Origin of the sequence: Streptomyces sp. NPDC086080 (assembly GCF_044540255.1) — a bacterium.
In the GTDB taxonomy this organism is placed as follows: domain Bacteria; phylum Actinomycetota; class Actinomycetes; order Streptomycetales; family Streptomycetaceae; genus Streptomyces.
On sequence record NZ_JBITRU010000003.1, the window covers coordinates 128,817 to 152,952 of the forward strand.

Here is a 24,136-nt window from a genome sequence, read left to right on the forward strand (position 1 = left end):
GCGTACGGGCGCCCCGGCGTCGTCAGCGCAGCGTGTAACGCTCGCCGTGCATCTCCCACGTCAAAGGTGTGTCCAGACCCAGGTTCCCGGCTGTCAGGAACCGGCGCTGGGCCGTGTCGACTCGGGAGGTGTTGCGGTCCGGGTAGCGGCTCAGCATGGTGGCGCGGCGGACGTCCAGGAAGGCGCTGAGATACGTCTTCTCGGGTCCGCCCGCCGCCGGCGTCCGTGCCCCGTCGAGGGTCCGCGCGCGTACGTCGTAGAAGCCGCCCGCCTCGATGCCGGGCCCGTGGAAGACCATCGCGTCGAAGTAGACGAACTGGCCCAGCGTGCCGAGGCCGTCCAGCTTCGCGAGGCGTACCGCCGGTTCGAAGTATCTGCGGTCGCGCTCCGCCTCCTGCGCCGCCCGGAACGCGGGCGTCCTCGCCTCCGCCTTCCAGGCGGCCGGGAAGCCGGGGTCCAGGCCCTCGTGCGAGTCCGTGCCGTCGACCTCGCGCAGCGCGGGCAGATAGGGCGCCAGCCCGTTGTCCGGGTGGTCCTCGGTGTAGGTCTCGACCAGCGCGAGCAGATCGTGGGTGGCGGTGCAGAAGCCGACGATGCCCGCCGTGTACCCGCAGCCGTCGTCCGCGTCCTCGATGACGCCGTAGGTGCCGCGCCAGTCGGTCGTCGCGTGCTCGGCGCTCGCCACCAGCCGCAGGGCGATTTCCTTCTTCTCCGGGGCGGCCAGCCCCGGCGGCCGGGCGGCGACGAGGGCGTCGTCGGCCGCCCGTTCGCTCTCGGCCCGGTCCTTGGCCTCGTCGAGCGCCGGCTGCGCGGTGGCCGCCGGCGGTGGTGCCGGGATGTCGGAGGAGTCGGACGGCAGCAGGAGGTACACCGCCGCGGCGATCACAGGAACGGCGGACAGCAGAAGACCGGCAGGTCTCACAGCGGGGCACCTCCACTCGTCAGCCCGGACACCTTGGCCGCCGCCGCCACCAGCAGCAACGCCAGCAGGACAGTACAGGCTGCTGCCTGGATCAGCGCCCGGCGGTCGCCCCGGGGCACGTACGCGAAGACCAGCGCCACGGCTCCGCCCGCCAGCAGCCCGCCGAGGTGCCCCTCCCAGGACGTGACCACCGCCGAGATCACCAGCCACAGCAGCAGCCCGGCCATGAACCGGTTGACCTGTCCCATGGGGGCGCCCACGCGCCGCGCCATCACGTAGTACGCGGCCCCCACACCGAAGAGGGCGCCGGACGCGCCGACCACGGCGTCCTCGGGCGCGAGCAGCAGCACCAGGACCGAACCGCCCAGCGCCGACAGCAGGTACAGGGCGAGGTAGTGGACACGGCCGAGCATCGGCTCGACCAGCCGGCCCAGGTTCCACAGCGCCACCATGTTCATCACGATGTGCAGGACCCCGAACGTGCCCCCGGTGGGCGGCAGGTGCAGGAACGCCCCGGTCAGCAGCCGGTACCACTCCCCGCCCACCAGCCCCTCCGGGGTGAAGCCCCCGGGATACGGGTACAGCCACACATAGTGGTCGCCGTCCGGACCCAGCAGCCCCGCGCCCACCATGGCGAACCGGTCCACGATCTCCGGACGCAGCACCTCCGCCAGATACACCAGCACGTTGACGACGATCAGCACGTACGTCACCACGGGCACTGCGGAGACCCGGCCGCCGACCAGGGTGCGGGCCTGCCGCATCGACCGGGCGCCCTCCTTCACGCACTCGGGGCACTGGTGGCCCACGGCCGCCTCCCGCATGCAGTCCGGGCAGATGTACCGCTCGCAGCGCGTGCAGCGGACGTGGCACTCCACCTTCGGATGGCGATAGCAGGTGGTGACGGTGGACTCGGACTCCACGGGCCGGCTCCTCGGGAGGGACGGGAAAGGAAAGAGCCGGTGGGGACGGCGGCGAACAAAATAGCGAACGATGGTGGACGGAGCGAGGGGTGGGGTGGGAGTGCCGTAATCTCGGCAGCGGTTCCGTGACCGAGGGGGAGTCCTGTGGCGGCGATCAGCCTGACCAAGATAGAGGAGACCGCGCCCGCGCTGGTCGGTCTCTACAAGAGCGCCGGGGTCTCCCTCGCCCGGCACGGCCTGGACGGTCTGCGGGCCGCCGTCTACCTGGTCGTCGACTACTCCGGCTCGATGAAGCCGTACTACAAGGACGGCAGCGTACAGGCGCTCGCCGACCGGGTGCTGGGCCTGTCCGCCCACCTCGACGACGACGGTACGGTCCCGGTCGTCTTCTTCTCCACCGAGGTCGACGCCGTCACCGACATCACCCTCGCCGATCACCGGGGCCGTATCGACCGGATCGTGTCCGGCCTCGGCCACATGGGCCGGACCAGCTACCACCTGGCGATGGACGCGGTCATCGACCACTACCTGGACAGCGGCTCCACCGCCCCCGCCCTTGTCGTCTTCCAGACCGACGGCGGCCCCGTCAACAAGCTCGCCGCGGAGAAGTACCTGTGCAAGGCCGCCCGCCTCCCGCTCTTCTGGCAGTTCATCGGCTTCGGCGACCCGCACAGCAAGCAGTTCGACTACCTCCGCAGACTCGACGAACTGGCCGTCCCGGCGAAACGGATCGTGGACAACGCGGGCTTCTTCCACGCGGGCCGGAATCCGGGCAGGGTCACGGACGCCGACCTGTACGACAGCCTGGTGGGGGAGTTCCCCACGTGGCTGACGGCAGCGAGAGCACAAGGGATCGTGCGCGAGCCGTAGCGCCGGAGGTGCGCGGGCCGGATCGATCCGCGGCTCCGCGGTGAGCCCCTACGTGTCACATTCCAGCACCGTCCGGCACAACCCGCACCGCGCCCGCACCCTCCCCTTCACGGGCACCCGGATCCGCTGATGACAGGTGGGACAAGGAAACGACACCCGCAACGGTCCACGCCCGTCCGCCGTGAACCGGTAGGACGCCTCGTGCCGGGCCTCGCCCGCCACGGAGTGACCCTGCGCATACCGCCGATCCCGCGCGTAGCGCCGGCGCCCCGCCCACCCGGCGGAGCGCAACGGTGGCTGCTCCCCGTCCCGCCGCGCCAGCGCCATCCCCTTCTCGTACGCCGTGTACGCCTGCGCGCTGGTGAACCACACCGACGGGTCCTCCCCGAACAGCAGCGCCCGCTTCGCCAGCACGTACCCGAACTCCTCCGGCGTCAGATACCCCAGCTTCTGCGACGACGCCCCGTCCTGGCGGAACGCGTCCAGCAGCAGCCACCCCGCCCCCAGGTACGTCGCCGTCGTGTCCGTCAGGATCTCGTTGTCCCGGGTCCCGGGGAACGACAGCCCCAGCCGGTGCAGATAGACATGCGCCACCTCGTGCGCCAGCGCCGCCCCGATGTCCCGCCGATGCGTCCGGAACCGGTCGTTCAGCTCGATGAAGTACTCCGGCCCCGCCGCCAGTTCCACGTTCGCCGCATGGGTCATCTCACGGAATCCGACGATCAGGCGCGCGTCCGGCAGCCGGTAGTGGAGCACCATCTCGTAGGCCACCCGCTGCGCCCTCAGATGCAGATCGTCCGTGTCGCAGAACGCCACGTCCACGGGCGCCACACTCACCGAGAACGTCCGGACCGTGTCGTACGACAGCCGCCTGTACAGCGCCGTGACGGCCTGCCGCACCGTCTCCAGATGCGGATAGCCGTGCTCCACCGGTCCGCCGTTCGCCACGTCGCACCCCCGCGCGCCCTGAACCCGTTCCACTCTACGGTCCCACCCCGGTCCGCGCCCCGGACAGCGTCGGCCCCCGCCGGCGCCCGCACGTAGGCTGACGCGCCATGACCACCAGCAACACCACGACCGGTGACGCCGACCCCGCCGTCCGCGAGGAACTCGGCCGGCTGCGCGACAGCATCGACAACATCGACGCCGCCGTCGTCCACATGCTCGCCGAACGCTTCAAGTGCACCCAGCAGGTCGGCCGGCTGAAGGCCGAGCACCGCCTGCCGCCGGCCGACCCCGGCCGCGAGGCGCGCCAGATCGCCCGGCTGCGCGCCCTCGCCGAGAACGCCAAACTCGACCCGGCCTTCGCGGAGAAGTTCCTGGGCTTCATCATCGCCGAGGTGATCCGCCACCACGAACGCATCGCCGACGACACCGCAGGCGCCACGCCCCCGGCGAATCCGGCCACAACCTCCTCCGCCGGGGAGTGACAGAACGGCCCGCGCGGAGCATGCTGCGCTGTGCACTCCTTGTCGGCTGACGAGCACCGTCCGTCAGCGTCCGGACAGCCATCCGGTCCCTTCCGAGGAGGGATGTGCGCCATGCCGCCCCACGCCCGGATCCTCATCGTCGACGACCACGAGGACACCCTGTACGCCCTGGAGAGCGCCCTGGCCCCGCTGGGCCACCTGCTGGGCCGGGCCACCAGTGGCGACGAGGCCCTCAAACAGCTTCTGCGCGGAAACGTCGGTCTGGTGCTCCTGGACGTCCACATGCCCGGCACCGGCGGCCTCGACGTCGTGCGCTACATGCGGCGCCTGGAGCAGACCCAGCACATCCCCGTCGTCCTGCTCACCGGCTTCGCCCGCGACCGGCAGCTCGGGGCCGCCGCGTACAACCTCGGCGTCGCCGACCTCGTCACCAAGCCCGTCGACCCCTGGGCCCTGCGCACCAAGATCCGCCACCTCTACGACGCACATCAGCGCCGGCTCGCCCTGGAGGCCGAGATCCGTGCCCTGCGTGCCCGGTTCGACGAACGCACCCCCACCCCCGCGCACCCCGCCCTGCCCCACCCGCACGCGCACATGGCGCCCGGACAGCCCGCGGGGGCGCAGACCGGGGAGCTCGAACGAGACCGGACATAGGCCGCGTACCCGATCCGCCCCTGTGCCACGGCAACGGCATCAGGCAGCATGGCCTGCATGTCCGTACTGACGCGCGACGAAGCGCAGAACCGAGCACAGCTCCTCGACGTCCACCGCTACACGATCGAACTCGATCTGACCACCGGTGACGAGACGTTCGACTCCCGCACCCTGATCAGGTTCGGCGCCCGTGCGGACGCGGACACCTTCGTCGAGATCAAGCCCGCCGAGCTGCGCTACGTCACCCTCGACGGACAGCCCCTGGACCCCGGCGGCCTCGACGGCAACCGGCTGCCGCTGCGGAACCTCACCGCCGGCGAGCACGAACTGCGCGTCGAGGCGAGCATGCGCTACTCCCGCACCGGCGAGGGCATGCACCGCTTCACCGACCCCACCGACGGCGAGACGTACGTCTACACACAGCTGTTCCTCGACGACGTCCAGCGGGTCTTCGCCGCCTTCGACCAGCCCGACCTCAAGGCCGTCTTCGACCTCGCCGTCACCGCCCCCGAGGGCTGGAGCGTCCTCGCCAACGGCGTCACCGAGCACACCGGCGGCGGTGTGTGGCGGGCCGCGCCCACCCCGCTCGTCTCCACCTACCTCGTCGCCGTCGCCGCCGGGCCCTGGCACTCCGTGCGCACCGAACACCGCGGGCTGCCCTTCGGCATCCACTGCCGCCGCTCACTGGCCCCGTACCTCGACGCGGACGCCGAGGAACTCCTCGACATCACCCGCGCCTGCTTCGACCGCTACCACGAGAAGTTCGAGGAGCCCTACCCCTTCGACTCCTACGACCAGGCCTTCGTCCCCGAGTTCAACGCGGGCGCCATGGAGAACCCCGGACTGGTCACCTTCCGCGACGAGTTCGTCTACCGCTCCGCCGTCACGGACACCGAACGCCAGACCCGCGCCATGGTCATCGCCCACGAGATGGCCCACATGTGGTTCGGTGACCTCGTCACCCTGAGGTGGTGGGACGACATCTGGCTGAACGAGTCCTTCGCCGAGTACATGGGCTACCAGACCCTCACCGAAGCGACCCGCTTCACCGACACGTGGACCGACTTCGGGGTGTCCCGCAAGGCATGGGGCTACGACGCCGACCAGCGGCCCTCCACCCACCCCGTGGCCCCCGGCAACGTCCCGGACACCGCCTCCGCCCTGCTCAACTTCGACGGCATCTCCTACGCCAAGGGCGCCTCCGCGCTGCGCCAGCTCGTCGCCTGGCTCGGCGAGAAGGACTTCCTCGCCGGCATCAACACCCACTTCAAGCGGCACCGGTTCGCCAACGCCACCCTCGCCGACTTCATCGACTCCCTCGCCGCCGCCACCGAGCGCGACGTCCACGCCTGGGCCGACGCCTGGCTGCGCACCACCGGCGTCGACACCCTCACCGCGTCCGTCGACTCCCGCCCCGGCCAGTGGACCCTCGCCCTCGGCCGGGACGGCGACCGCCCGCACCGGGTCACCGTCGGCGTCTACGACCGGGACCTCCACGACGGCCGCACCCTTCTGCTGCGGGAGCGCTACGAGACCGACGTCTCCCAGGACACGGCACCCGAGCCGCGCACCGGTACCCGCCCGGCCCTCGTCGTCCCCAACGACCTGGACCTCACCTACGCCAAGATCCGCCTCGACGACACCTCCCTGGAGACCGTCCTGCGCGGTCTGTCCGGCATCCCCGACGCGCTCACCCGCGCCGTCGTGTGGAACGCCCTGCGCGACATGGTCCGCGACGGTGAACTCGCCCCGACCGACTACCTGGCGACCGCCGCCGCCCACCTGCCGGAGGAGACCGACCTCGCCCTCGTCCAGGGCGTCCTCGCCTTCGCCTCCGTCCACATCGCCGACCGCTACCTCGTCCCCGGCCGGCGGCCCGCCGCGCTCGCCACCCTCACCGGACTGTGCCGTGACCTCATCCGCCGCACCGAGGACGGCGACAACCCGGGCCTGCGCCTCATCGCCGTACGGCACCGCATCGACACCGCCGCCCACCCCGACGCCATCGCCGCCTGGCTCGCCGACGGCACCGTGCCCGGCGGCCCGGAACTCGACCCCGAACTGCGCTGGCGGATCCTCGCCCGCCTCGCCGTGCTCGGCGACTGCGACGAGGCCGCCATCGCCGCCGAACTGGAACGCGACCCCAGCGCCACCGGCCAGGAGGGCGCCGCCCGCTGCCGCGCCGCCCTGCCCGACGAGGACGCCAAGGCCCGCGCCTGGGACGCCCTGTTCGGCTCCGACGACCTGTCCAACTATCTGTTCACCGCCACCGCCCGGGGCTTCTGGCAGCCCGAACAGGCCGACCTCGTACGCCCCTACGTGGCCCGCTACTACAAGGACGCCGTCGCCCTCGCCGAACGCCGTGGGCCCGCCATCGCCGAGGCCGTCGGACGCTGGGCCTTCCCCGCCCACGCCGTCGACGCCGAGCATCTCAAGCTCGGCGAGAAATGCCTGCGCAAGGCCGATCCGACGCCCGCGCTGCGCCGCAGGCTCGTCGACCAGCTCGACGACCTGGCACGCGCACTGCGCGTCCAGCAGGCGTAGCCCCACGCCCGCGCGGGGGCGCCTCCGGCCTGGACGGAGGCGCCCTCCGCACACGCGTCCCATCAAACGGGGCATACCCTCTTTTGGGTCAGATCTCCTGTCTTTCCGGGCGTGACGCCCCATCCCCCTACAAGCTGATCCTCCCGCGCACCACCCCGGAGGACAGTCATGAGCACGTCGCCGCCCCCTGCCCCGGGCCCCCAGGGCCCCGACCGTCCGCGGCCGTCGCCCGCCACCGGCCGCACCGTCCCCGGCCGTGCCCGTGCCCGTGCCCGTGCCGACGGCCGGCTCCGGCCGTCGGCCACCCTCCGGGACCCCGCCGCCCGCGCCGGCGAGCCGGCGGGCCTGCTCACCCTCGTCCACCAGGCCCATGCGGAAGGTCCCCGATGACGCCCCCCACCCCGTACGACCTCCTCGGCATCGGCATCGGCCCCTTCAACCTCTCCCTCGCCGCCCTCGCCCACCCCCTCCCCGCCCTGCGCACCGCCTTCTACGACCGGTGCCCCGACTTCACCTGGCACCCCGGCCTGCTCCTCGACGACGCCACCGTCCAGGTCCCCTTCCTCGCCGACCTCGTCACCCTGGCCGACCCGACCAGCCCCTGGACCTTCCTCAACCACCTCAGAGCCCGCGAACGCCTCTACCCCTTCTACTTCGCCGAGCACTTCCACATCCGCCGCACCGAGTACGACGCCTACTGCCGCTGGGTCGCCGACCACCTGCCCGCGCTCCACTTCGGCCACCGGGTCGACACCGTCCGCTGGAACGCCCGCAGCGCCCTCTTCGAGGCCGATGTCACCCGGCCGGCCCCCGACGGCCGCACCGCCGCCACCAGCCGCGTCCACGCCCGCAACATCGTCGTCGGCATCGGCACCGAACCCTGGACGCCCGAACCGCTCCGCCCCCTGGCCGCCGCTCCCGGCCTCCCCGTCGTGCACGCCGAGGACTACCTCACCCATCGCGACACCCTCCTCGCCGCGGACCACATCACCGTCCTCGGCACCGGACAGTCCGGCGCGGAGATCTACCTCGACCTGCTGCGCCACCGGCCCGCCGGCCGGGAACGGCTCCACTGGATCGGCCGCACGGAGGCCTTCGCCCCCATGGAGTACTCCAAACTCGGCCTCGAACACTTCACCCCCGACCACACCCGCTACTTCCACGCCCTCCCCGAACCCGTCCGCGACCGGCTCGTCCCCGCCCAGTGGCAACTCCACAAGGGCGTCGACGCCGCCACCCTCGCCGCCATCCACGACGAGCTCTACCGGCGTACCCTCCACGGCGGCTGGCCCGACACCGTCCTCACCCCCGCCGTCCACGTCCGCGACGCCCGCCGCACCGCCCGTGCGAGGATCGAACTCCACCTCGAACACACCCATCAGCGGACCCGCACGCGCCTCACCACCGACGCCGTCGTCCTCGCCACCGGCCACCGCGCACGCCCCCTCGACCGGCTCCTCGGCCCCCTCGAACCCCACCTGCGCCGCGACCGCGCCGGCCGGCCCCGTATCGACGCGCACTTCCGCCTCGGCCTCGACCACTCCCTCACCGGCAGCGTCTACGTCCAGAACGCCGAACTCCACACGCACGGCGTGGGCGCCCCCGACCTGGGACTGGCCGCCTGGCGCAGCGCCACGATCCTCAACCACCTGGCCGGCCGGGAGGTCTACCCGCTGCCCGCCCGCACCGCCTTCACCACCTTCGGCCTCCAGCCCCGGACGCGGCAGATCCCGCCCGCCCGGAAAGCCGCACGGCTCACCCCACTGGCGGACGGGACCTGAGTCACCCGCGACGACGGACGGCGGTCAGAACACCGGCGTACCGTCCCGCGTCAGCCTCCAGTCCACCGACGCGAAGTCCTTCGGATCCAGCACGCCCTTCTCCGTGACCCATTCCGCGATCCGGGTCCGGATCTCCGTCGACTCCGCCCACAGCTCCTTCGCAGACGCCACGTGCGGGAACGCGCCGCCGCCGTTCGCCCGGTAGTTGTTCACCGCGAACACGAACTGCCGCGCGTCGTCGAGCGCGACGCCGTCGTGGGTGAGGTTCCGGATCCGCGACCCGGCCGGCTGCGCGATGTCGATCTCGTACCGCAGTCCCGACACGTAGTCGTAGTTGTAGTCCGGACGGCCGCCCGCGTTCGTCAGCCTGTCGACCTCCACCGGCGCCCCGGCCGCCGTCTGCGTGAAGTACTCCGCCGAGTACTCCAGGTAGGCCCGGACCTGCGCCCCCGTCATCAGCTTCGCCACCAGCGTGTTGTCGTACACGTACAGGCTGGACAGATCCCGGATCGTCACCTCGCCGGCCGGGATCTCGGAGGTCCGGGAGAACGGCGACGCCTGCGACAGCACCGGCAGCGACGCGTACGCGGTGCCCGCGAGGGCCGCCCGCACCACGTCCTCCTGCACCTTGTTGATCAGGTCGATCACGGGCGCGTCCTTGTACCGCGCCTCCACCGTCGTCAGCGTCTCGGTCGCCGACCCCACCACCTGATGGACGTACTCCACCACCTGCGCGTGCTCGTCGCGCAGCAGCCGGGTGATCCTCGGGTCGTCCCGCACCGTCGCCGCGTCGCGCAGCGACGCCTTCACCGACTCCACCCGCCAGCGGCCCCGCTCGAGGACCAGACCGATGTCGAACAGGGACAGCCGCTCCGCGTAGCACAGCGGCTCCGACAGGACGACCTCCCTGCCGGTCTCCTCGTTGGTGACCCGCAGTTCGGGGATCTCCACATGCGCGTGACCGACCAGGATCGCGTCGATTCCCGGCACCTGCCGCGCCACGTTCGCCGCCGCGTTCTCCACGTACGGCACCTGGTCACCGTACGACGACGTGCCCGACGAGCCCGAGTGCGCCGACACCACGACCACGTCCGCGCCCATCGACCGCAGCTTCGGCACCCACCTGGCCGCCTGCTCCTCCAGACCCGGGAACGTCAGCTTCCCCTGCACGTACGCCTTGTCCCAGATCGCGATACCGGGGTTCGTCAGCCCGAGGACCGCCACCTTCACCGGCGGAGCGCCCTTCACCCGGAACGTCTTGACGAAGTACGGGGGGAAGGCCGGCTTCAGCGTCTTCGCGTCCAGCGCGTTGGCCCCCAGCAGCGGGAAGTCGCACTGCTCCTCGAACTTCCGCAGCGTCTCGATGCCGTAGTTGAACTCGTGGTTGCCGAGTGCCACCGCGTCGTACCCGATGGCGTTCATCGCCTGCGCCATCGGATGCACCGGACCGCCCTCGGCGGCGATCGGGTCGACCTTCGCGTAGTAGTACGTCAGGGGTGTGCCCTGGATGGTGTCGCCCGCGTCCAGCAGCAGCGTGTGGTGCCGGCCCTTCTCCTCGCGGACCTGGTTCACCAGCGTCGACACCCGGGCGAGGCCCTGTGCGTTGCCGGCCGGGTCCGTGTACTCGGCGTCCTTGAAGTAGTCCCAGTTGAAGATGTGCCCGTGCAGGTCGGTCGTCCCCATCACGGTCAGCGCGTACCGCTTCACCCGCTTCCTCCCCCGTCCCGCCCCGGCCGCCTCGGCCGCGGGGGCCGCCGCCGTACCCGCCAGTGCCACCCCCGCCCCCGTCACGGCGGACCTCTTCAGAAACTTCCGGCGGTTCAACGGCATGTCAGGTTCTCCTCGCACCACGACGAACAACGCGCGTAGATTCGCCCGACGATTCTGACCTGAACACGCCCACCAGAACAGGCCCTCCGGGGGTTGCGATCCGGTGACCAGCCGCCCACGGGGCCGGACGTGCTCATCGGAGCACCCCGGCGCACACTTCAACACTTGTCAAAAAGCTTTCACCGACAGGCCGTTGAGTCGTCATGCGTCACCGGATAACTACCCATCGGTAAGCCATAGGCTCGCCCCATGCGCCGAGCGAAAATCGTCTGCACACTGGGCCCCGCCACCGATTCGTACGACCAGATCAAAGCGCTGGTCGACGCCGGAATGGACGTGGCCCGATTCAACCTCAGTCACGGCGAGCACGCCGGGCACGAGGAGCGCTACCACCGGGTGCGCAAAGCCGCCGACGAGACCGGCCGCAGCGTCGGCCTCCTCGCCGACCTTCAAGGCCCGAAAATCCGACTCGGCCGATTCACCGAAGGACCGGTACTCCTCGAACGCGGCGACACCTTCACCATCACCGTCGAGGAAGGCGCCGAGGGCGACCGCCACAGCTGCGGCACCACCCATGCCGGCCTCGCCGCCGACGTCACCACCGGCGAACTGATCCTCGTCGACGACGGCAGGGTCACCCTCGAAGTCGTCGCCGTCGACGGCCCCCGCGTCCGCACCACCGTCGTCGAGGGAGGCATCGTCTCCGACCACAAGGGACTCAACCTCCCCGGTGTCGCCGTCTCCGTGCCCGCCCTCTCCAAGAAGGACGAGGACGACCTCCGCTGGGCCCTGCGCACCGGCTTCGACGTCATCGCCCTCTCCTTCGTCCGCAGCGGGCGCGACATCAAGGACGTCCACCGCATCATGGACGAGGAGGGCCGCCGCCTCCCGGTCATCGCCAAGGTCGAGAAGCCCCAGGCGGTCGACAACATCGAGGACATCGTCGCCGCCTTCGACGGCATCATGGTCGCCCGTGGCGACCTCGGCGTCGAAATGCCCCTCGAGCAGGTGCCCATCGTCCAGAAGCGTGCGATCAAGCTCGCCCGGCGCAACGCCAAGCCGGTCATCGTGGCGACCCAGATGCTCGACTCGATGATCGACAACGCCCGTCCCACCCGGGCCGAGGCGTCCGACGTCGCCAACGCCGTCATCGACGGCACCGACGCCGTGATGCTCTCCGGCGAGACGAGTGTGGGCAAGCACGCCGTCGACACCGTCCGCACCATGGCGCGCATCGTGGAGGCCGCCGAGGAGGACATCCTCGCCAAGGGGCTCCCGCCCCTCACCGAACGCAACAAGCCGCGCACCCAGGGCGGCGCGGTCGCCCGCGCGGCGGCCGAGGTGGGTGACTTCCTCGGCGCCAGGTTCCTGGTCGCCTTCAGCCAGTCAGGCGACACCGCCCGCCGCCTCTCCCGCTACCGCTCCCCGATCCCCGTCCTCGCCTTCACTCCCGACCCGGCGACCCGCTCCCAACTCAGCCTCACCTGGGGCGTGGAGACCTTCCTCGGCCCCGCTGCGCACTCCACGGACGCGATGGTCGCCCAGGTCGACGAGCTGCTGCTGAGGTACGGCCGCTGCGGGCAGGGCGACACGGTCGTCATCACGGCCGGCTCCCCGCCGGGAGTCTCCGGCACCACCAACCTCGTCCGTGTCCATCACATCGGCGAGAGCGACGGTCTCCGGTAGCGGACACGCCCGGCACACAGAAAAAAGCGGATGTTCACCGAAAAGGTGGACATCCGCTCCCAAATGGTGACCTTGAATACAGAGGAAAAGTACCCCGGGTCGGATTCGAACCGACGCTGGATGGTGTTTGAGACCATTGCCTCTACCGCTGGGCTACCGGGGCGCCCTGCAAAACGAAGGTCGACGGTCACCCGCCGTGCCCCCACCTTATCGCAGCTGGGTACGCTCTTGTCAGCAGTACCGGTCTGCCCCGCACCAAGGAGCCCACGTGAGTGCCCCCGAGCCGCCCCAGCCCGTAGACGCGCCCGATGACGACAAGTCGCACGTTCCTCCGTTGACGACCCGTGTGGTGATCGCCGAGGACGAGGCCCTGATCCGGCTCGATCTGAAAGAGATGCTGGAGGAGGAGGGGTACACCGTCGTCGGTGAGGCCGGTGACGGTGAGCAGGCCATCGAGCTGGCACGCGAGCACCGGCCCGATCTGGTCATCCTCGATGTGAAGATGCCGAAGCTGGACGGCATCTCCGCGGCGGAGAAGATCGCCGAGGAGGGCATCGCCCCGGTGCTGATGCTGACCGCGTTCTCGCAGCGTGACCTGGTGGAGCGGGCGCGGGACGCGGGCGCCATGGCCTACCTGGTGAAGCCGTTCAGCAAGAGCGACGTGGTGCCGGCGATCGAGATGGCGGTGTCGCGGTTCACGGAGCTGAAGGAGCTGGAGCGAGAGGTCGCGGACCTGAGTCTGCGGCTGGAGACGCGCAAGCTGGTGGACCGGGCCAAGTCGGTGCTGCAGACCCAGTACGGCCTGACGGAGCCGGCGGCGTTCCGGTGGATCCAGAAGACCTCGATGGACCGGCGGATGTCGATGCAGCAGGTGGCCCAGGCGGTCATCGACGACGCCGAGGAGAAGAAGGCGTCGAAGGGCTAGGACGGCGTACGGCCGAGGCCCGCGCCCCCGTGAGAGGGGCGCGGGCCTCAGCTGTGTGCGGGTGCCTCAGTCCTCGCCGAGGTAGGCCTTGCGGACGGAGTCGTCGTGCAGGAGGTCCTGACCGGTGCCGGAGAGGACGATGTTGCCGACCTCCATGACGTGACCGTGGTCGGCCAGGGAGAGGGCGGCCTGGGCGTTCTGCTCGACGAGCAGGATGGTGGTGCCCTGGGCCTTCAGCTCGGCGATGGTCGTCATGATCTTCTGCATCATGATCGGCGAGAGGCCCATCGAGGGTTCGTCGAGCATGAGCAGCTTGGGCTGGGACATCAGCGCCCTGCCCATGGCGAGCATCTGCTGCTCACCACCGGAGAGGGTTCCGGCGGCCTGCTTGCGGCGTTCCCCGAGGATGGGGAAGAGGTCGTAGGCGCGCTGGATGTCCTTGTCGATGCCCGCCCGGTCGCTGCGCAGGAAGGCGCCGAGGCGCAGGTTGTCCTCGATCGTCATGCGGGGGAAGATGTGCCGCCCCTCGGGGGAGTGGGCGAGCCCGAGGGAGACGATCTTGTGGGCGGGGATCTTCTTGAGGGATTTGCCCTCGAACCTGATCTGGCCGCCGACGGGCTTGAGCAGCCCGGAGAGCGTGCGCAGGGTGGTGGTCTTGCCGGCACCGTTGGTGCCGATGAGGGTGACCACTTCACCGGCGTTGACGCTGAACGAGATGCCCTTGACGGCCTGGATCTTGCCGTAGGCGACTTTGAGGTCCTCGACCTCGAGGAGTGCGGTCATCGGTCGTTCTCCTTGCCGGGCGCGGCGTCCGTAGCGGCGGCGGCTTCGGCGGCGGCTTCGGCGGCCTCGACCTCGGCGGCTTCGGCGGCGCCGGGGTCGTTCTCCATGGGTTCACCGATATAGGCGGCGATGACGCGTTCGTCGCCCTGCACGGTGGCCGGGTCGCCCTCGATGAGCTTCTCGCCCTGGACGAGGACGGCGACACGGTCGCAGAGGTTGAAGATGAACCGCATGTCGTGCTCGATCACGAGGACGGCGATGCCCTGGTCGCGGATGGCGAAGATGAGTTCCTCGGCCGCCCGGGTCTCCTGGGGGTTCATGCCGGCGGTGGGCTCGTCGAGGAGCAGCAGGCCGGGTTCGCTGGCGAGGGCGCGGGCGATCTCCAGCTTGCGCTGCTCACCGTAGGGGAGGTTGCGCGAGAGATGGTCGGCCTTGGCGGCGAGGCCGACGAACTCCAGCAGTTCCATGGCCCGTTCGCGGGAGGCTGCCTCGGCCCTGTGGAAGCCGGGTCCGCGCAGGACGGCCGACCAGAAGCCCTCCTTGGTGCGGGTGTGGCGGCCGACGAGGACGTTCTCCAGGACCGTCATGTTGGCGAAGAGCCGGATGTTCTGGAACGTCCGCGCGATGCCGGCGGCGGTGACCTTGAAGGACTTGGGCGGCAGGACCTTGTCCTTGTAGCGGACCTCGCCCTCGGTCGGGACGTAGAGGCCCGTGAGGCAGTTGAAGAACGTGGTCTTGCCGGCGCCGTTCGGGCCGATGAGTCCGACGATCTCGCCGCTGTTGACGGTGAGGTCGACGTCGCGGACGGCGGTGAGGCCGCCGAAGCGCATGGTCACGCCGCGTGCGTCGAGGACGGGGGTGCCGGGGGCGGGTGCGCCCGGGGCGGTGTCCTTCGTGGTGGTGTCGGTGGTCATGGTGGTCAGGCCCCTGTCTTGCTCAGGACTGTGGGCGCGTCGGCCTCTTCGTGGAACTCCAGTTGGCGGCGCCGGTTGGGGATGAGGCCCTCGGGACGGAAACGCATCAGCAGGACGAGCGCGAGACCGAAGGCGAGGAGCTGGAAGTCACCCAGGAACTGGAGCTTGTTGGGGATCAGGAAGAGCAGCGCCGCTCCGATGAGGGGTCCGGCGATGGTGCCCATGCCGCCGAGGACGACCGCGGCGAGCAGGAAGGCGGAGTTGGGCGGGGTGGTGCCGGCGAACAGGTACTGCTCGGGGGTCACCGTGTAGGTGACGTGCGCCTGGACGGTTCCGGCGAGGCCGGCGAGGGTGGCGCCGACCGCGAAGGCGATGAGCTTGACCCGGAAGCCGTGGATGCCCATGGCCTCGGCTGCCGTCTCGTCCTCGCGGATGGCGACCCAGGCCCGGCCGATGCGGGAGTCCCCGCTGCGCCGGAAGACCAGCACGACGACGGCCGTGATGAGCAGCATCAGGAAGAAGTAGTTGGCGAACCGGCCGATGGTGAAACCGGCGATGTCGTGCTGGACCCCGAGGTCGAAGCCGAGGATCTTCAGGTCCGGGATGGACGCGATGCCGTTGGATCCGTTGGTGAGGTCCGGCCCGGAGGTGCCGTCGGTGTTGTTGGCCGCGATCCGGAAGATCTCACCGAAGCCGAGGGTCACGATGGCGAGGTAGTCGCCGCGCAGCCGCAGGGTCGGGGCGCCGATGAGCACGCCGAAGACGAGCGAGGCGACCGCCCCGACGAGCACGGCGGCCCAGAAGGGGAAGTGGACGCCGAACGGCGAGCTGGGGGAGCCGGAGACGAGGGCTGCCGCGTAGGCGCCGACGCCGAGGAAGGCGACGTAGCCGAGGTCGAGCAGGCCGGCGAGTCCGACGACGATGTTCAGACCGAGGGCGACGGTGGCGAAGATGAGGATGTAGACGCCGAGGGTGGCGTACTGGTCGTCGGTCTGGGTGAAGGGGAAGCAGGCCGCCGCGATGAAGGCGCCGCACACGGTGATGTTGGTGTGGCGCGCGGTGATCTGTGAGGCATGGCTGATCAGACCCGCACGGTGCAGGGCGGTGAACCCGAAACCGGCCGTGATGAGGAAGCCGACGAAGAGTTCGTCGTACTCGGTACCGATGCCGTAGGTGAAGACGACCAGGGCGACCGCCAGGATGCCGACGATGATCAGGATCTCGGCGTAGGACGGCAGGGTGCGCACGGGGCGCGGGCTGCCGGCGGCGAAGGCCGCCCGGAGGGTGGCCCAGCGCTGGCCGAGGTCGTGCTTGAACTGCTCCCAGGAGCTGTCGTCCGGGTCGATGGGGTCGGGTTCGGGCCGCTCGAAGGGGAGGGCCAGGGCGCCGACGAGTGCCGCCAGGGTGGCGGCGGCGACAATGTAGCCGCCGGGTTCGAGGTTGACCAGGCCGCCGAGCTTGAAGCTGATCGCGAGGATCGTGTACCAGGCGGTGGCGAAGGTGCCCAGGACGGCGTACTTGAGGGCCGCGTCGGCGCCGCCCGGGGTGAGCCAGCCGAGTCCCTTGACGCCGTAGGAGGCGACGGCGAACAGCGTGGAGAGCAGGGCGCCCACGAGGACGAGCACCTGCAGTCCGCCGGGATAGCCGTAGAAGGTGAGATCGCCGGGGAACTCGGCGGTCCAGGTCCACGCGAGGAAGGTGGAGGCGACGGCCAGGGCGCTGCCGCCGGTGGCGAGGGCGCGGCCGAGCTGCGGGGGGATGCCGATGAGGCCGGTGGGGGTGCTCGCGGCCGGGGCGGCCGGGCTGGTCGAAGCGGTGGTCTGTGTCGTCATCGGTGTCACGCCCTGTCCGCAACGCGCTCGCCGAGCAGGCCCTGCGGCCGGAACAGGAGCACGAGGATGAGGAGAATGAAGGCCCAGACGTCGGCCCAGGACTGGCTGCCGAACTGACCCAGGCCCGGAATGTCGGCGATGTAGGCGGTGGCCAGGGTCTCGGCGACGCCGAGGACCACACCGCCGATCATGGCGCCGTAGATGTTGCCGATGCCGCCGAGGACCGCAGCGGTGAAGGCCTTGAGGCCGAGGATGAAGCCCATCTTGAAGTCGATCTGGCCGTACTTCAGGCCGCTGGCGACGCCTCCGATGGCGGCGAAGATGGCGCCGAGGGCGAAGGCGACCACGATGATGCGGTCGGTGTTGACGCCCATGAGCTTGGCGGTGTCCGGGTCCTGGGCGGTGGCCTGCATGCCGCGTCCGGTGCGGGTGCGCATCACGAAGTAGGCGAGGAAGGCCATGCTGGCCGGGGCGGCGATGAGCAGGAAGATGTCGCCGGTCTGGATCGTCGCGCCGGCGACGGTGAAGGGACCGCCCTCGATCTGCGGGAAGGCGAGCTTGGACTTCGCGTTGGGGTAGAACGCCCAGATCGCCTGCTGGAGCGCCAGCGAGAGTCCGATCGCGGTGATGAGCGGGGCGAGGCGGGGGGCGCCGCGCAGCGGGCGGTAGGCGAACCGTTCCGCTCCGATGGCGACCAGGACGGAGACGATCATGGCGCCGAGCAGCATCAGGGGCAGTGCGACCCAGATGGAGGTGCCGTCGGGCAGGAGGTACATGTGTACCGTCAGCGCGCCGAAGGCGCCGACCATGAAGATCTCACCGTGCGCGAAGTTGATGAGCTGGACAATGCCGTAGACCATCGTGTAGCCGATGGCGATCAGCCCGTACATGGATCCCAGTAGCAGGCCGTTGACCAGCTGCTGCGGCAGTTCGTTCACCGCATGTCCTCCGAGACTTTCGGAATAGTTCGACGGATGGGGCCGGAACCGAGTCCGCGCGGGGCGCCAGTGGAACAGCGCCCCGCGCGGCTCGTGGGAGTGGTGCGGGCGTGGATCAGCCGGTGAAGGTGCCGGACTTCACCGTGGCCCAGTCGCCGTCCTTGACGGAGTACACGGTGAGCTGCTTGTTGGTGGCGTCACCGAACTCGTCGAAGGCGACCTTGCCGGTCACACCGTCGAAGGAGACGTTCTGCATGGCGTCGACGACCTTGGCGCGGGCGTCGTCGGGGAGCTTTCCGTCGTTGTCCTCGACGACCTTCTTGACGGCCTCGATGATCGCCCAGGTGGAGTCGTACGAGTAGCCGCCGTACGCCTCGAAGGCCTCCTTGTATCCGGCGGCCTTGTAGTTGGCGACGAATTCCTTGGCGGAGGGGAGCTCCTCGACGGGCGCGCCGACCGAGGTGGCGAGGTCGCCGGTGCCGGCGGCGCCGGCCAGCTTGATGAAGTCGCCGCTGTAGATGCCGTCCCCGCCGACCAGCGGGATCTTGGCGCCGGCTTCCTTGATCTGCTTGCTCAGCGGACCGGCCTGCGGGTACTCGCCGCCGTAGTAGACGACGTCGGCGCCGGAGTTCTTGACCTTGGTGGCGACAGCGTTGAAGTCCTTGCTGTCGGGGTTGATGTGCTCGGTCCCGACGACCTTGCCGCCGAGCTTCTTGAACTCGTCGGTGAAGGTGGCGGCGAGGCCGGCGCCGTAGGTCTTCTTGTCGTCGATGACGAAGACCTTCTTCTTCTTGGCGTCGTTGAAGACGTACTGCGCGGCGAACGGGCCCTGAACGGCGTCCGTGGTCGCGGTGCGGAAGTACGACTTGTACGGCCGGACCTTCTCGGTCTGCCACTTCACGCCCTGGGTCAGGGCGGGGTTGGTGTTGGCCGGGGAGACCTCGACCAGCTTGGCCTGATCGAAGACCTTCTGCATGGACTCGCCGACGGAGGAGTTCAGCGGGCCGACGACGCCGAGGACGTCGTCGTTGGCGACGAGCTTGGTGGCGTTCTGCTGGCCGACGGAGGCCTGACCCTGGTCGTCGAGGGCTTCGATCTTGAAGGTGATGCCCTCGACGTACTTCTCCTTGTTGGCGGTCTTGGCCGCGAGGTCCGCGGAGTTCTTGATACCGAGGCCCAGCGCGGACAGGTCGCCGGTCAGCGGCGCGTCGACGCCGATGACCACGGTGGTGCCACCGTTGCCGGAGTCCGAGCCGCCGCCGTCGTCGTCGCGTGAGCCGCAGGCAGTGAGGGTGAGCGCTCCCGCCGCCAGCGCGGCGGTGATGGCTATGAGCGAACGTTGACGCACGATCCAGTCCTTTCCCCTGACAGCCGCTTCCCGGTGGAAACGGCCGAGTCGAGCGCTGGGCCGAAGTGAGAATCAGGCGGCGCGGTGACTGGCCGTGACTCTAAGCCGGGTCGGGAATACGGAGGAGACCCTGGCCAAGGCTGTGACGCTCTTGTTATGACACGACGTATTGCAGAGCGGTACGTCGTGGGGGGAAGGGCAGAATTCTGGCCGATTTGTTCTGTCCGGATGGTGAGAAACCGCAGGACCCGGAGGGGTCGGTTCAGGCGTCTCGGCGGTTTTGGTGATTACCTCGAATCGTTGCCGCAGGCTACCTGTAGGGCTCGGGAGAGGTCCCGCGCGTACGGGGACCCGAGGATGAAGCTGTGTACCTCCATTGCGCGCGCATTACGCAGAGTTACATCCAGGAAAGGCAGTCCGGCATTCCGTGGCACTTTTCCGCATTCCGTCACCCGCATGGTGATGGTGATCTTGCGGGGGGATCCTGCTTTCGTCCGGAAGGGGACGCGTGGGCTGGAGGTCACGGACAGCCCCGCGTACGGCTGGGATATCCGGGTCACGGTGACCGGAGGGCCGGATTCCGTTCTCATCTCGACCTCGAAAGTGAAGCCGGGCGGGGCGGTGTCGGGATCCGCGGGCCGCGGTTTCAGGTAGGCGAAGGCCGTCACCTGGCTCGGGTACGGCGGTTCGGGCGGCGGTTCGGGGCGAGGGCGGGTGATGTAGAGGTAGCCGCCGCCGGTGAGGACGGCGGCGGCGAGGAGGCCGGCCGACACGGTCCTGCGGTGCCGCTCGAACTTCCGTGCGTAGCCGCTCCGCCGGGGGCGGGACGCGGGGGAGACGTCCAGGACGTGGGTGCCCTCTTCGGGCTCGACGGGGCCGACCCCGCTCATCGCCGGGGCCCTTCGTCCGGTCCGCCGGCGCGGTGCCGCGCGCGGGGGCCCTCTCGCGCCTCACGGTCGGTCAACTGCCGCATCGCGGAAGCTCCTTGGCGCCTCGCCGTCCGTGCGGAACGGGCCGCCTCGCGCAGGACGTGGTATGCCCCGCCGGGCAGCCCCATGGACGGGTGGCCGCCGTCGACACGGCCGTCGAGAACCCGGCGCGACCGGTGACCGGCGCTCTTCGTGCACGGGGCCGCGCCGGATGTCACGTGGGGTGACGGTAAGGAGGCGCGACCGCGGCCGGCCGCCCCGGCTCCGCCCTCGGCCGACGGAACTCTTCGCACGTGGCCGGAATCCGTCGCGCCGCACCCGGTCATCGCCGAGTCCGTCGGCGGCGCGGCCGTGAGGGGCAGACCGAACGCCCCCGCCCGCGCCCGAGAGGCGCCTCCCCGTCGCATGCCCGAACGCTAAGGCGCCCGTGCGCCGGAGGCAATGGCGCTGCGCGACGAGGGCCGGGCGGCCGGGGCCCTGGAGCGGTCGGGGTCGGGGTGGCGCACACGGGCGCGGGGGCGCGGGGGCGCGGGGTACGGAGGGGCGGGTGAGGGGCTCGCGTGCGGGTGGGTGTGTCGTCACGTGGAGACGCTCGGTGGTCGAAGAACCGTGGCGCGGTGCGCGCGGGGCCGCGGCGCGGACAGGCTCGCGTGGTGCGGGGCGGCGCGGCCCTTCGGCAGGGGCGCGCGTCCGGTGCGCGTGACGTGTCACGCGGGGCGGTCCCATGGTCCGGACGGGCGGGTGTGGGGGTGCGGTACAGCGGGTCCGGGCGGACACGTGGGATGCCGGGTGGAGGGGGGCGCCGGCGCGGTGCGCGCGGGCTCGTGGGGCGGCGCTGGGGCGCGGGCGGGCCCGTGGGGTGGGGCGGGCTCGTGGGGCGGGGCGGGTGGCCCCGCACCACGAGGCAGGGCCGGTCAGCCCGCCGCCTGTACCGCCTCGCCGGGCCCGGCGTCCCGCAGCAGGCAGGTCAGCCGCGCCGTGCACACCCGCTTGTCCGCCTCGTCGGTGATGACTATCTCGTACGTCGCCGTCGACCGCCCCCGGTGCACGGGCGTGGCGACTCCGGTGACCAGGCCGGAACGGACTCCGCGGTGATGCGTGCAGTTGAGGTCGACGCCGACCGCGATCTTGGAGCTGCCGCCGTGCAGCATCGAGCCCACCGACCCCAGCGTCTCGGCCAGCACGGCGGAGGCGCCGCCGTGCAGCAGCCCGTAAGGCTGGGTGTTGCCCTCCACCGGCATCGTCCCGACGACCCGCTCCGCCGAGGCCTCCAGGATCTGCACGCCCATCCGCGTGCCCAGGTGGCCCGCGGAGAACAGGGCCGGCAGATCGACGCCGAGCGCGGCGTACTCGTCGATGACCCCCTGCGGGAACTTCACCTGCTGCTGCTCTCCCATGGGCCGGCTCCATTCGTTTCGTCGTGCGTCGGTACGGCTGTCTGCTGAGCGAACGCTCAGTCGGTCGCCGATTGTTCCAGACGCACCACCACGGACTTGCTGGCCGGGGTGTTACTGGTGTCCGCGGTGGCGTCCAGCGGCACCAGGACGTTCGTCTCCGGGTAGTACGCCGCCGCGCAGCCCCGCGCCGTCGGGTAGTGCACGACACGGAACCCGGGAGCCCTGCGCTCCACGCCGTCCTTCCACTCCCCGACCAGATCGACGTAACCGCCGTCCGCGAGCCGCAGCTCCCGCGCGTCCTCGGGGTTGACCAGCACCACGCGGCGGCCGTTCCTGATCCCCCGGTAGCGGTCGTCGAGGCCGTAGATCGTGGTGTTGTACTGGTCGTGCGACCGCAGCGTCTGCAGCAGCAGCCGGCCCTCCGGCAGCTCGGGGTACTCGACCGGCGCGGCGGTGAAGTTGGCCTTGCCGGTGGCCGTGGGGAAGCGGCGCTCGTCGCGCGGGGCGTGGGGGAGTGCGAAGCCCCCGGGACGCGCCACGCGCGCGTTGAAGTCCTCGAAGCCGGGGATCACCCGCGCGATGCGGTCGCGGATCGTCGCGTAGTCCTTCTCGAACTCCTCCCACGGCACCGTGCTGCCCTCACCGAGCACACGGCGGGCCAGCCGGCACACGATGGCCGGCTCGGACAGCAACTGCCCGCCCGCCGGCTCGAGGCGACCGCGCGAGGCGTGCACCATGCCCATGGAGTCCTCGACCGTCACGAACTGCTCGCCCGTGCCCTGCACATCGCGCTCGGTGCGGCCCAGCGTCGGCAGGATCAGCGCACGCGCGCCCGTGACGGTGTGCGAGCGGTTCAGCTTGGTGGACACATGCACCGTCAGCCGGGCCCGGCGCATCGCGGCCTCGGTGACCTCCGTGTCGGGGGAGGCGGAGACGAAGTTGCCGCCCATGGCGAAGAAGACCTTCGCCTTCCCGTCGCGCAGCGCGCGGATGGCCCGTACGACGTCGTATCCGTGCTCGCGCGGCGGCGCGAAGCCGAACTCCTTCTCCAGGGCGTCGAGGAACGCCGGCGCGGGGCGTTCGAAGATGCCCATGGTGCGGTCGCCCTGCACATTGGAGTGACCGCGCACCGGGCACACACCCGCGCCGGGACGGCCGATGTTCCCGCGCAGCAGGAGGAAGTTGACGATCTCCCGGATGATGGGCACGGAGTGCTTGTGCTGGGTGAGGCCCATCGCCCAGCAGACGATGACGCGCTCGGATTCGAGGACCATCCGCAGGCACCGCTCGATGTCCCCGCGCGTCAGACCGGTCGCGGTGAGCGTCTCGTCCCAGTCGGCGCCGCGTGCGGCCTCGCTGAACTCCTCGTAGCCGTGCGTGTGTTCGCGTACGAACTCCTCGTCCACCGCGCCCGGCGTGTCCAGGATCAGCCGGTTGAGGAGGCGGAAGAGGGCCTGGTCGCCGCCGAGGCGGATCTGCAGGAACAGATCGGTCAGGGCCGTGCCGGTGGCGAGCCCCTTGGCGGTCTGCGGGTTCTTGAAGCGTTCCAGGCCCGCCTCGGGCAGCGGGTTGACGCTGACGATCCGCGCGCCCTTCGCCTTGGCCTTCTCCAGGGCGGACAGCATGCGCGGATGGTTGGTGCCGGGGTTCTGTCCGGCGACGATGATCAGATCGGCCTGGTAGAGGTCCTCCAGCAGGACGCTGCCCTTGCCGACGCCGATCGTCTCCGACAGGGCCGAGCCGGACGACTCGTGGCACATGTTGGAACAGTCCGGCAGGTTGTTGGTGCCGAGCTCGCGGGCGAACAGCTGGTAGAGGAAGGCGGCCTCGTTGCTGGTGCGGCCCGAGGTGTAGAAGACGGCCTCGTCGGGGGAGCCGAGGGCGGTGATCTCCTCGGCGACGATGTCGAAGGCGCGCTCCCAGGTGACCGGCTCGTAGCGCTCGCCGCCCTCGGGGAGGTACATGGGGTGCGTCAGCCGCCCCTGCTGCCCCAGCCAGTAGCCGCTGCGGCCGGCCAGATCCGCGACGGGGTGCGCGGCGAAGAACTCCGGGGTGACCCGGCGCAGGGTGGCCTCCTCGGCCACCGCCTTCGCGCCGTTCTCACAGAACTCCGCCTTGTGCGGGTGCTCCGGGTCCGGCCAGGCGCAGCCGGGGCAGTCGAAGCCGTCCTTCTGATTGACGCTGAGCAGCGTCAGTGCCGTGCGCTTGACGCCCATCTGCTGGTGGGCCATCCGCAGGGTGTGGCCGATCGCGGGGAGCCCGGCGGCCGTCCGCTTCGGCTCGGCGACCTGCGGGGCGTCCTGAACCGGATCGCCCTTCGGCGGCTTCGTCGGCATCGCGCACTCCTGTCCACGCACACGTGTGAGGTATGTCTCCGATCCTCCCACGCCCCATCAACCCGCCCGAAGTACGCCTTCCGGCCCGCCCGCA

General features: G+C 70.5%; 19 protein-coding genes and 1 tRNA gene. 7 read left to right on the top strand and 13 right to left on the bottom strand.

Annotated elements, in window-relative coordinates; translation table 11 throughout:
• Positions 1–22: 22 nt before the first annotated feature.
• Both ACIF9R_RS04720 and ACIF9R_RS04725 read right to left on the bottom strand, forming a co-directional pair.
• Entirely contained in the window at positions 23–922 is a 900-nt protein-coding gene (locus ACIF9R_RS04720; protein ID WP_399974327.1) for a chitosanase, read from the bottom strand.
• Positions 919–1,845, bottom strand: a complete 927-nt coding sequence (locus ACIF9R_RS04725; protein ID WP_399974329.1) for a rhomboid family intramembrane serine protease — start codon at positions 1,843–1,845, stop codon at positions 919–921. The genes ACIF9R_RS04720 and ACIF9R_RS04725 overlap by 4 nt, the downstream gene beginning before the upstream one ends.
• A gap of 144 nt (positions 1,846–1,989) precedes the next feature.
• On the opposite strand from ACIF9R_RS04725, the gene ACIF9R_RS04730 reads away from it, so the two are divergent.
• The gene (locus ACIF9R_RS04730) at positions 1,990–2,715 is read left to right on the top strand and encodes a vWA domain-containing protein (protein WP_399974332.1); all 726 of its coding nucleotides are present in this window, start codon (positions 1,990–1,992) and stop codon (positions 2,713–2,715) included.
• Between the two features lie 48 nt (positions 2,716–2,763).
• Here ACIF9R_RS04730 and ACIF9R_RS04735 read toward each other — a convergent pair whose 3' ends face one another.
• The gene (locus ACIF9R_RS04735; RefSeq protein WP_399974334.1) at positions 2,764–3,663 is read right to left on the bottom strand and encodes a hypothetical protein; all 900 of its coding nucleotides are present in this window, start codon (positions 3,661–3,663) and stop codon (positions 2,764–2,766) included.
• Positions 3,664–3,770: 107 nt separating this feature from the next.
• On the opposite strand from ACIF9R_RS04735, the gene ACIF9R_RS04740 reads away from it, so the two are divergent.
• The 4 genes from ACIF9R_RS04740 (at position 3,771) to ACIF9R_RS04755 (ending at position 9,124) form a co-directional block, all read left to right on the top strand.
• A complete protein-coding gene (locus ACIF9R_RS04740; protein ID WP_399974337.1) occupies positions 3,771–4,145 on the top strand; it encodes a chorismate mutase in 375 nt (124 codons plus the stop codon).
• Positions 4,146–4,256: 111 nt separating this feature from the next.
• Positions 4,257–4,799, top strand: coding sequence for a two-component system response regulator (locus ACIF9R_RS04745; RefSeq protein WP_399974339.1), 543 nt, complete (start codon positions 4,257–4,259; stop codon positions 4,797–4,799).
• A gap of 48 nt (positions 4,800–4,847) precedes the next feature.
• Positions 4,848–7,343 carry an aminopeptidase N gene (gene pepN / locus ACIF9R_RS04750; protein ID WP_399974342.1) on the top strand — a complete coding sequence of 832 codons (2,496 nt, stop codon included), beginning with the start codon at positions 4,848–4,850 and terminating at the stop codon, positions 7,341–7,343.
• Positions 7,344–7,729: 386 nt separating this feature from the next.
• Positions 7,730–9,124, top strand: a complete 1,395-nt coding sequence (locus ACIF9R_RS04755) for a lysine N(6)-hydroxylase/L-ornithine N(5)-oxygenase family protein (RefSeq protein WP_399974344.1) — start codon at positions 7,730–7,732, stop codon at positions 9,122–9,124.
• Between the two features lie 24 nt (positions 9,125–9,148).
• Here ACIF9R_RS04755 and ACIF9R_RS04760 read toward each other — a convergent pair whose 3' ends face one another.
• Positions 9,149–10,954, bottom strand: a complete 1,806-nt coding sequence (locus tag ACIF9R_RS04760; RefSeq protein WP_399974347.1) for a bifunctional metallophosphatase/5'-nucleotidase — start codon at positions 10,952–10,954, stop codon at positions 9,149–9,151.
• A gap of 249 nt (positions 10,955–11,203) precedes the next feature.
• Between ACIF9R_RS04760 and pyk the strand changes: the two genes are divergently transcribed.
• The gene (pyk, locus tag ACIF9R_RS04765) at positions 11,204–12,640 is read left to right on the top strand and encodes a pyruvate kinase (protein WP_399974350.1); all 1,437 of its coding nucleotides are present in this window, start codon (positions 11,204–11,206) and stop codon (positions 12,638–12,640) included.
• 90 nt (positions 12,641–12,730) lie between these two features.
• Here pyk and ACIF9R_RS04770 read toward each other — a convergent pair.
• Positions 12,731–12,803, bottom strand: a tRNA-Leu gene (locus ACIF9R_RS04770).
• Positions 12,804–12,908: 105 nt separating this feature from the next.
• On the opposite strand from ACIF9R_RS04770, the gene ACIF9R_RS04775 reads away from it, so the two are divergent.
• Positions 12,909–13,565 (top strand): ANTAR domain-containing response regulator, encoded by a 657-nt coding sequence (locus ACIF9R_RS04775; protein ID WP_399974353.1) that lies wholly within the window; start codon positions 12,909–12,911, stop codon positions 13,563–13,565.
• Positions 13,566–13,631: 66 nt separating this feature from the next.
• Here ACIF9R_RS04775 and ACIF9R_RS04780 read toward each other — a convergent pair whose 3' ends face one another.
• The 8 genes from ACIF9R_RS04780 to ACIF9R_RS04815 form a co-directional block, all read right to left on the bottom strand.
• Complete coding sequence (locus tag ACIF9R_RS04780; RefSeq protein ID WP_399974356.1) at positions 13,632–14,348, bottom strand: ABC transporter ATP-binding protein; 717 nt, start codon at positions 14,346–14,348, stop codon at positions 13,632–13,634.
• Positions 14,345–15,262, bottom strand: a complete 918-nt coding sequence (locus ACIF9R_RS04785) for an ABC transporter ATP-binding protein (protein WP_399974360.1) — start codon at positions 15,260–15,262, stop codon at positions 14,345–14,347. Before ACIF9R_RS04785 ends, ACIF9R_RS04780 begins: the two co-directional genes overlap by 4 nt.
• Positions 15,263–15,267: 5 nt before the next feature.
• On the bottom strand, positions 15,268–17,094 hold the full coding sequence (locus ACIF9R_RS04790; protein ID WP_399974363.1) for a branched-chain amino acid ABC transporter permease: 1,827 nt from the start codon (positions 17,092–17,094) through the stop codon (positions 15,268–15,270).
• A gap of 5 nt (positions 17,095–17,099) precedes the next feature.
• Positions 17,100–18,032, bottom strand: coding sequence for a branched-chain amino acid ABC transporter permease (locus tag ACIF9R_RS04795; protein WP_399974366.1), 933 nt, complete (start codon positions 18,030–18,032; stop codon positions 17,100–17,102).
• 115 nt (positions 18,033–18,147) lie between these two features.
• Positions 18,148–19,380, bottom strand: a complete 1,233-nt coding sequence (locus ACIF9R_RS04800) for a branched-chain amino acid ABC transporter substrate-binding protein (RefSeq protein ID WP_399974369.1) — start codon at positions 19,378–19,380, stop codon at positions 18,148–18,150.
• Positions 19,381–19,667: 287 nt separating this feature from the next.
• A complete protein-coding gene (locus ACIF9R_RS04805) occupies positions 19,668–20,270 on the bottom strand; it encodes a Tat pathway signal sequence domain protein (protein WP_399974371.1) in 603 nt (200 codons plus the stop codon).
• A gap of 953 nt (positions 20,271–21,223) precedes the next feature.
• Entirely contained in the window at positions 21,224–21,706 is a 483-nt protein-coding gene (locus ACIF9R_RS04810) for a PaaI family thioesterase (protein WP_399974374.1), read from the bottom strand.
• 56 nt (positions 21,707–21,762) lie between these two features.
• Complete coding sequence (locus tag ACIF9R_RS04815) at positions 21,763–24,042, bottom strand: FdhF/YdeP family oxidoreductase (RefSeq protein ID WP_399974377.1); 2,280 nt, start codon at positions 24,040–24,042, stop codon at positions 21,763–21,765.
• Positions 24,043–24,136 lie beyond the last annotated feature (94 nt).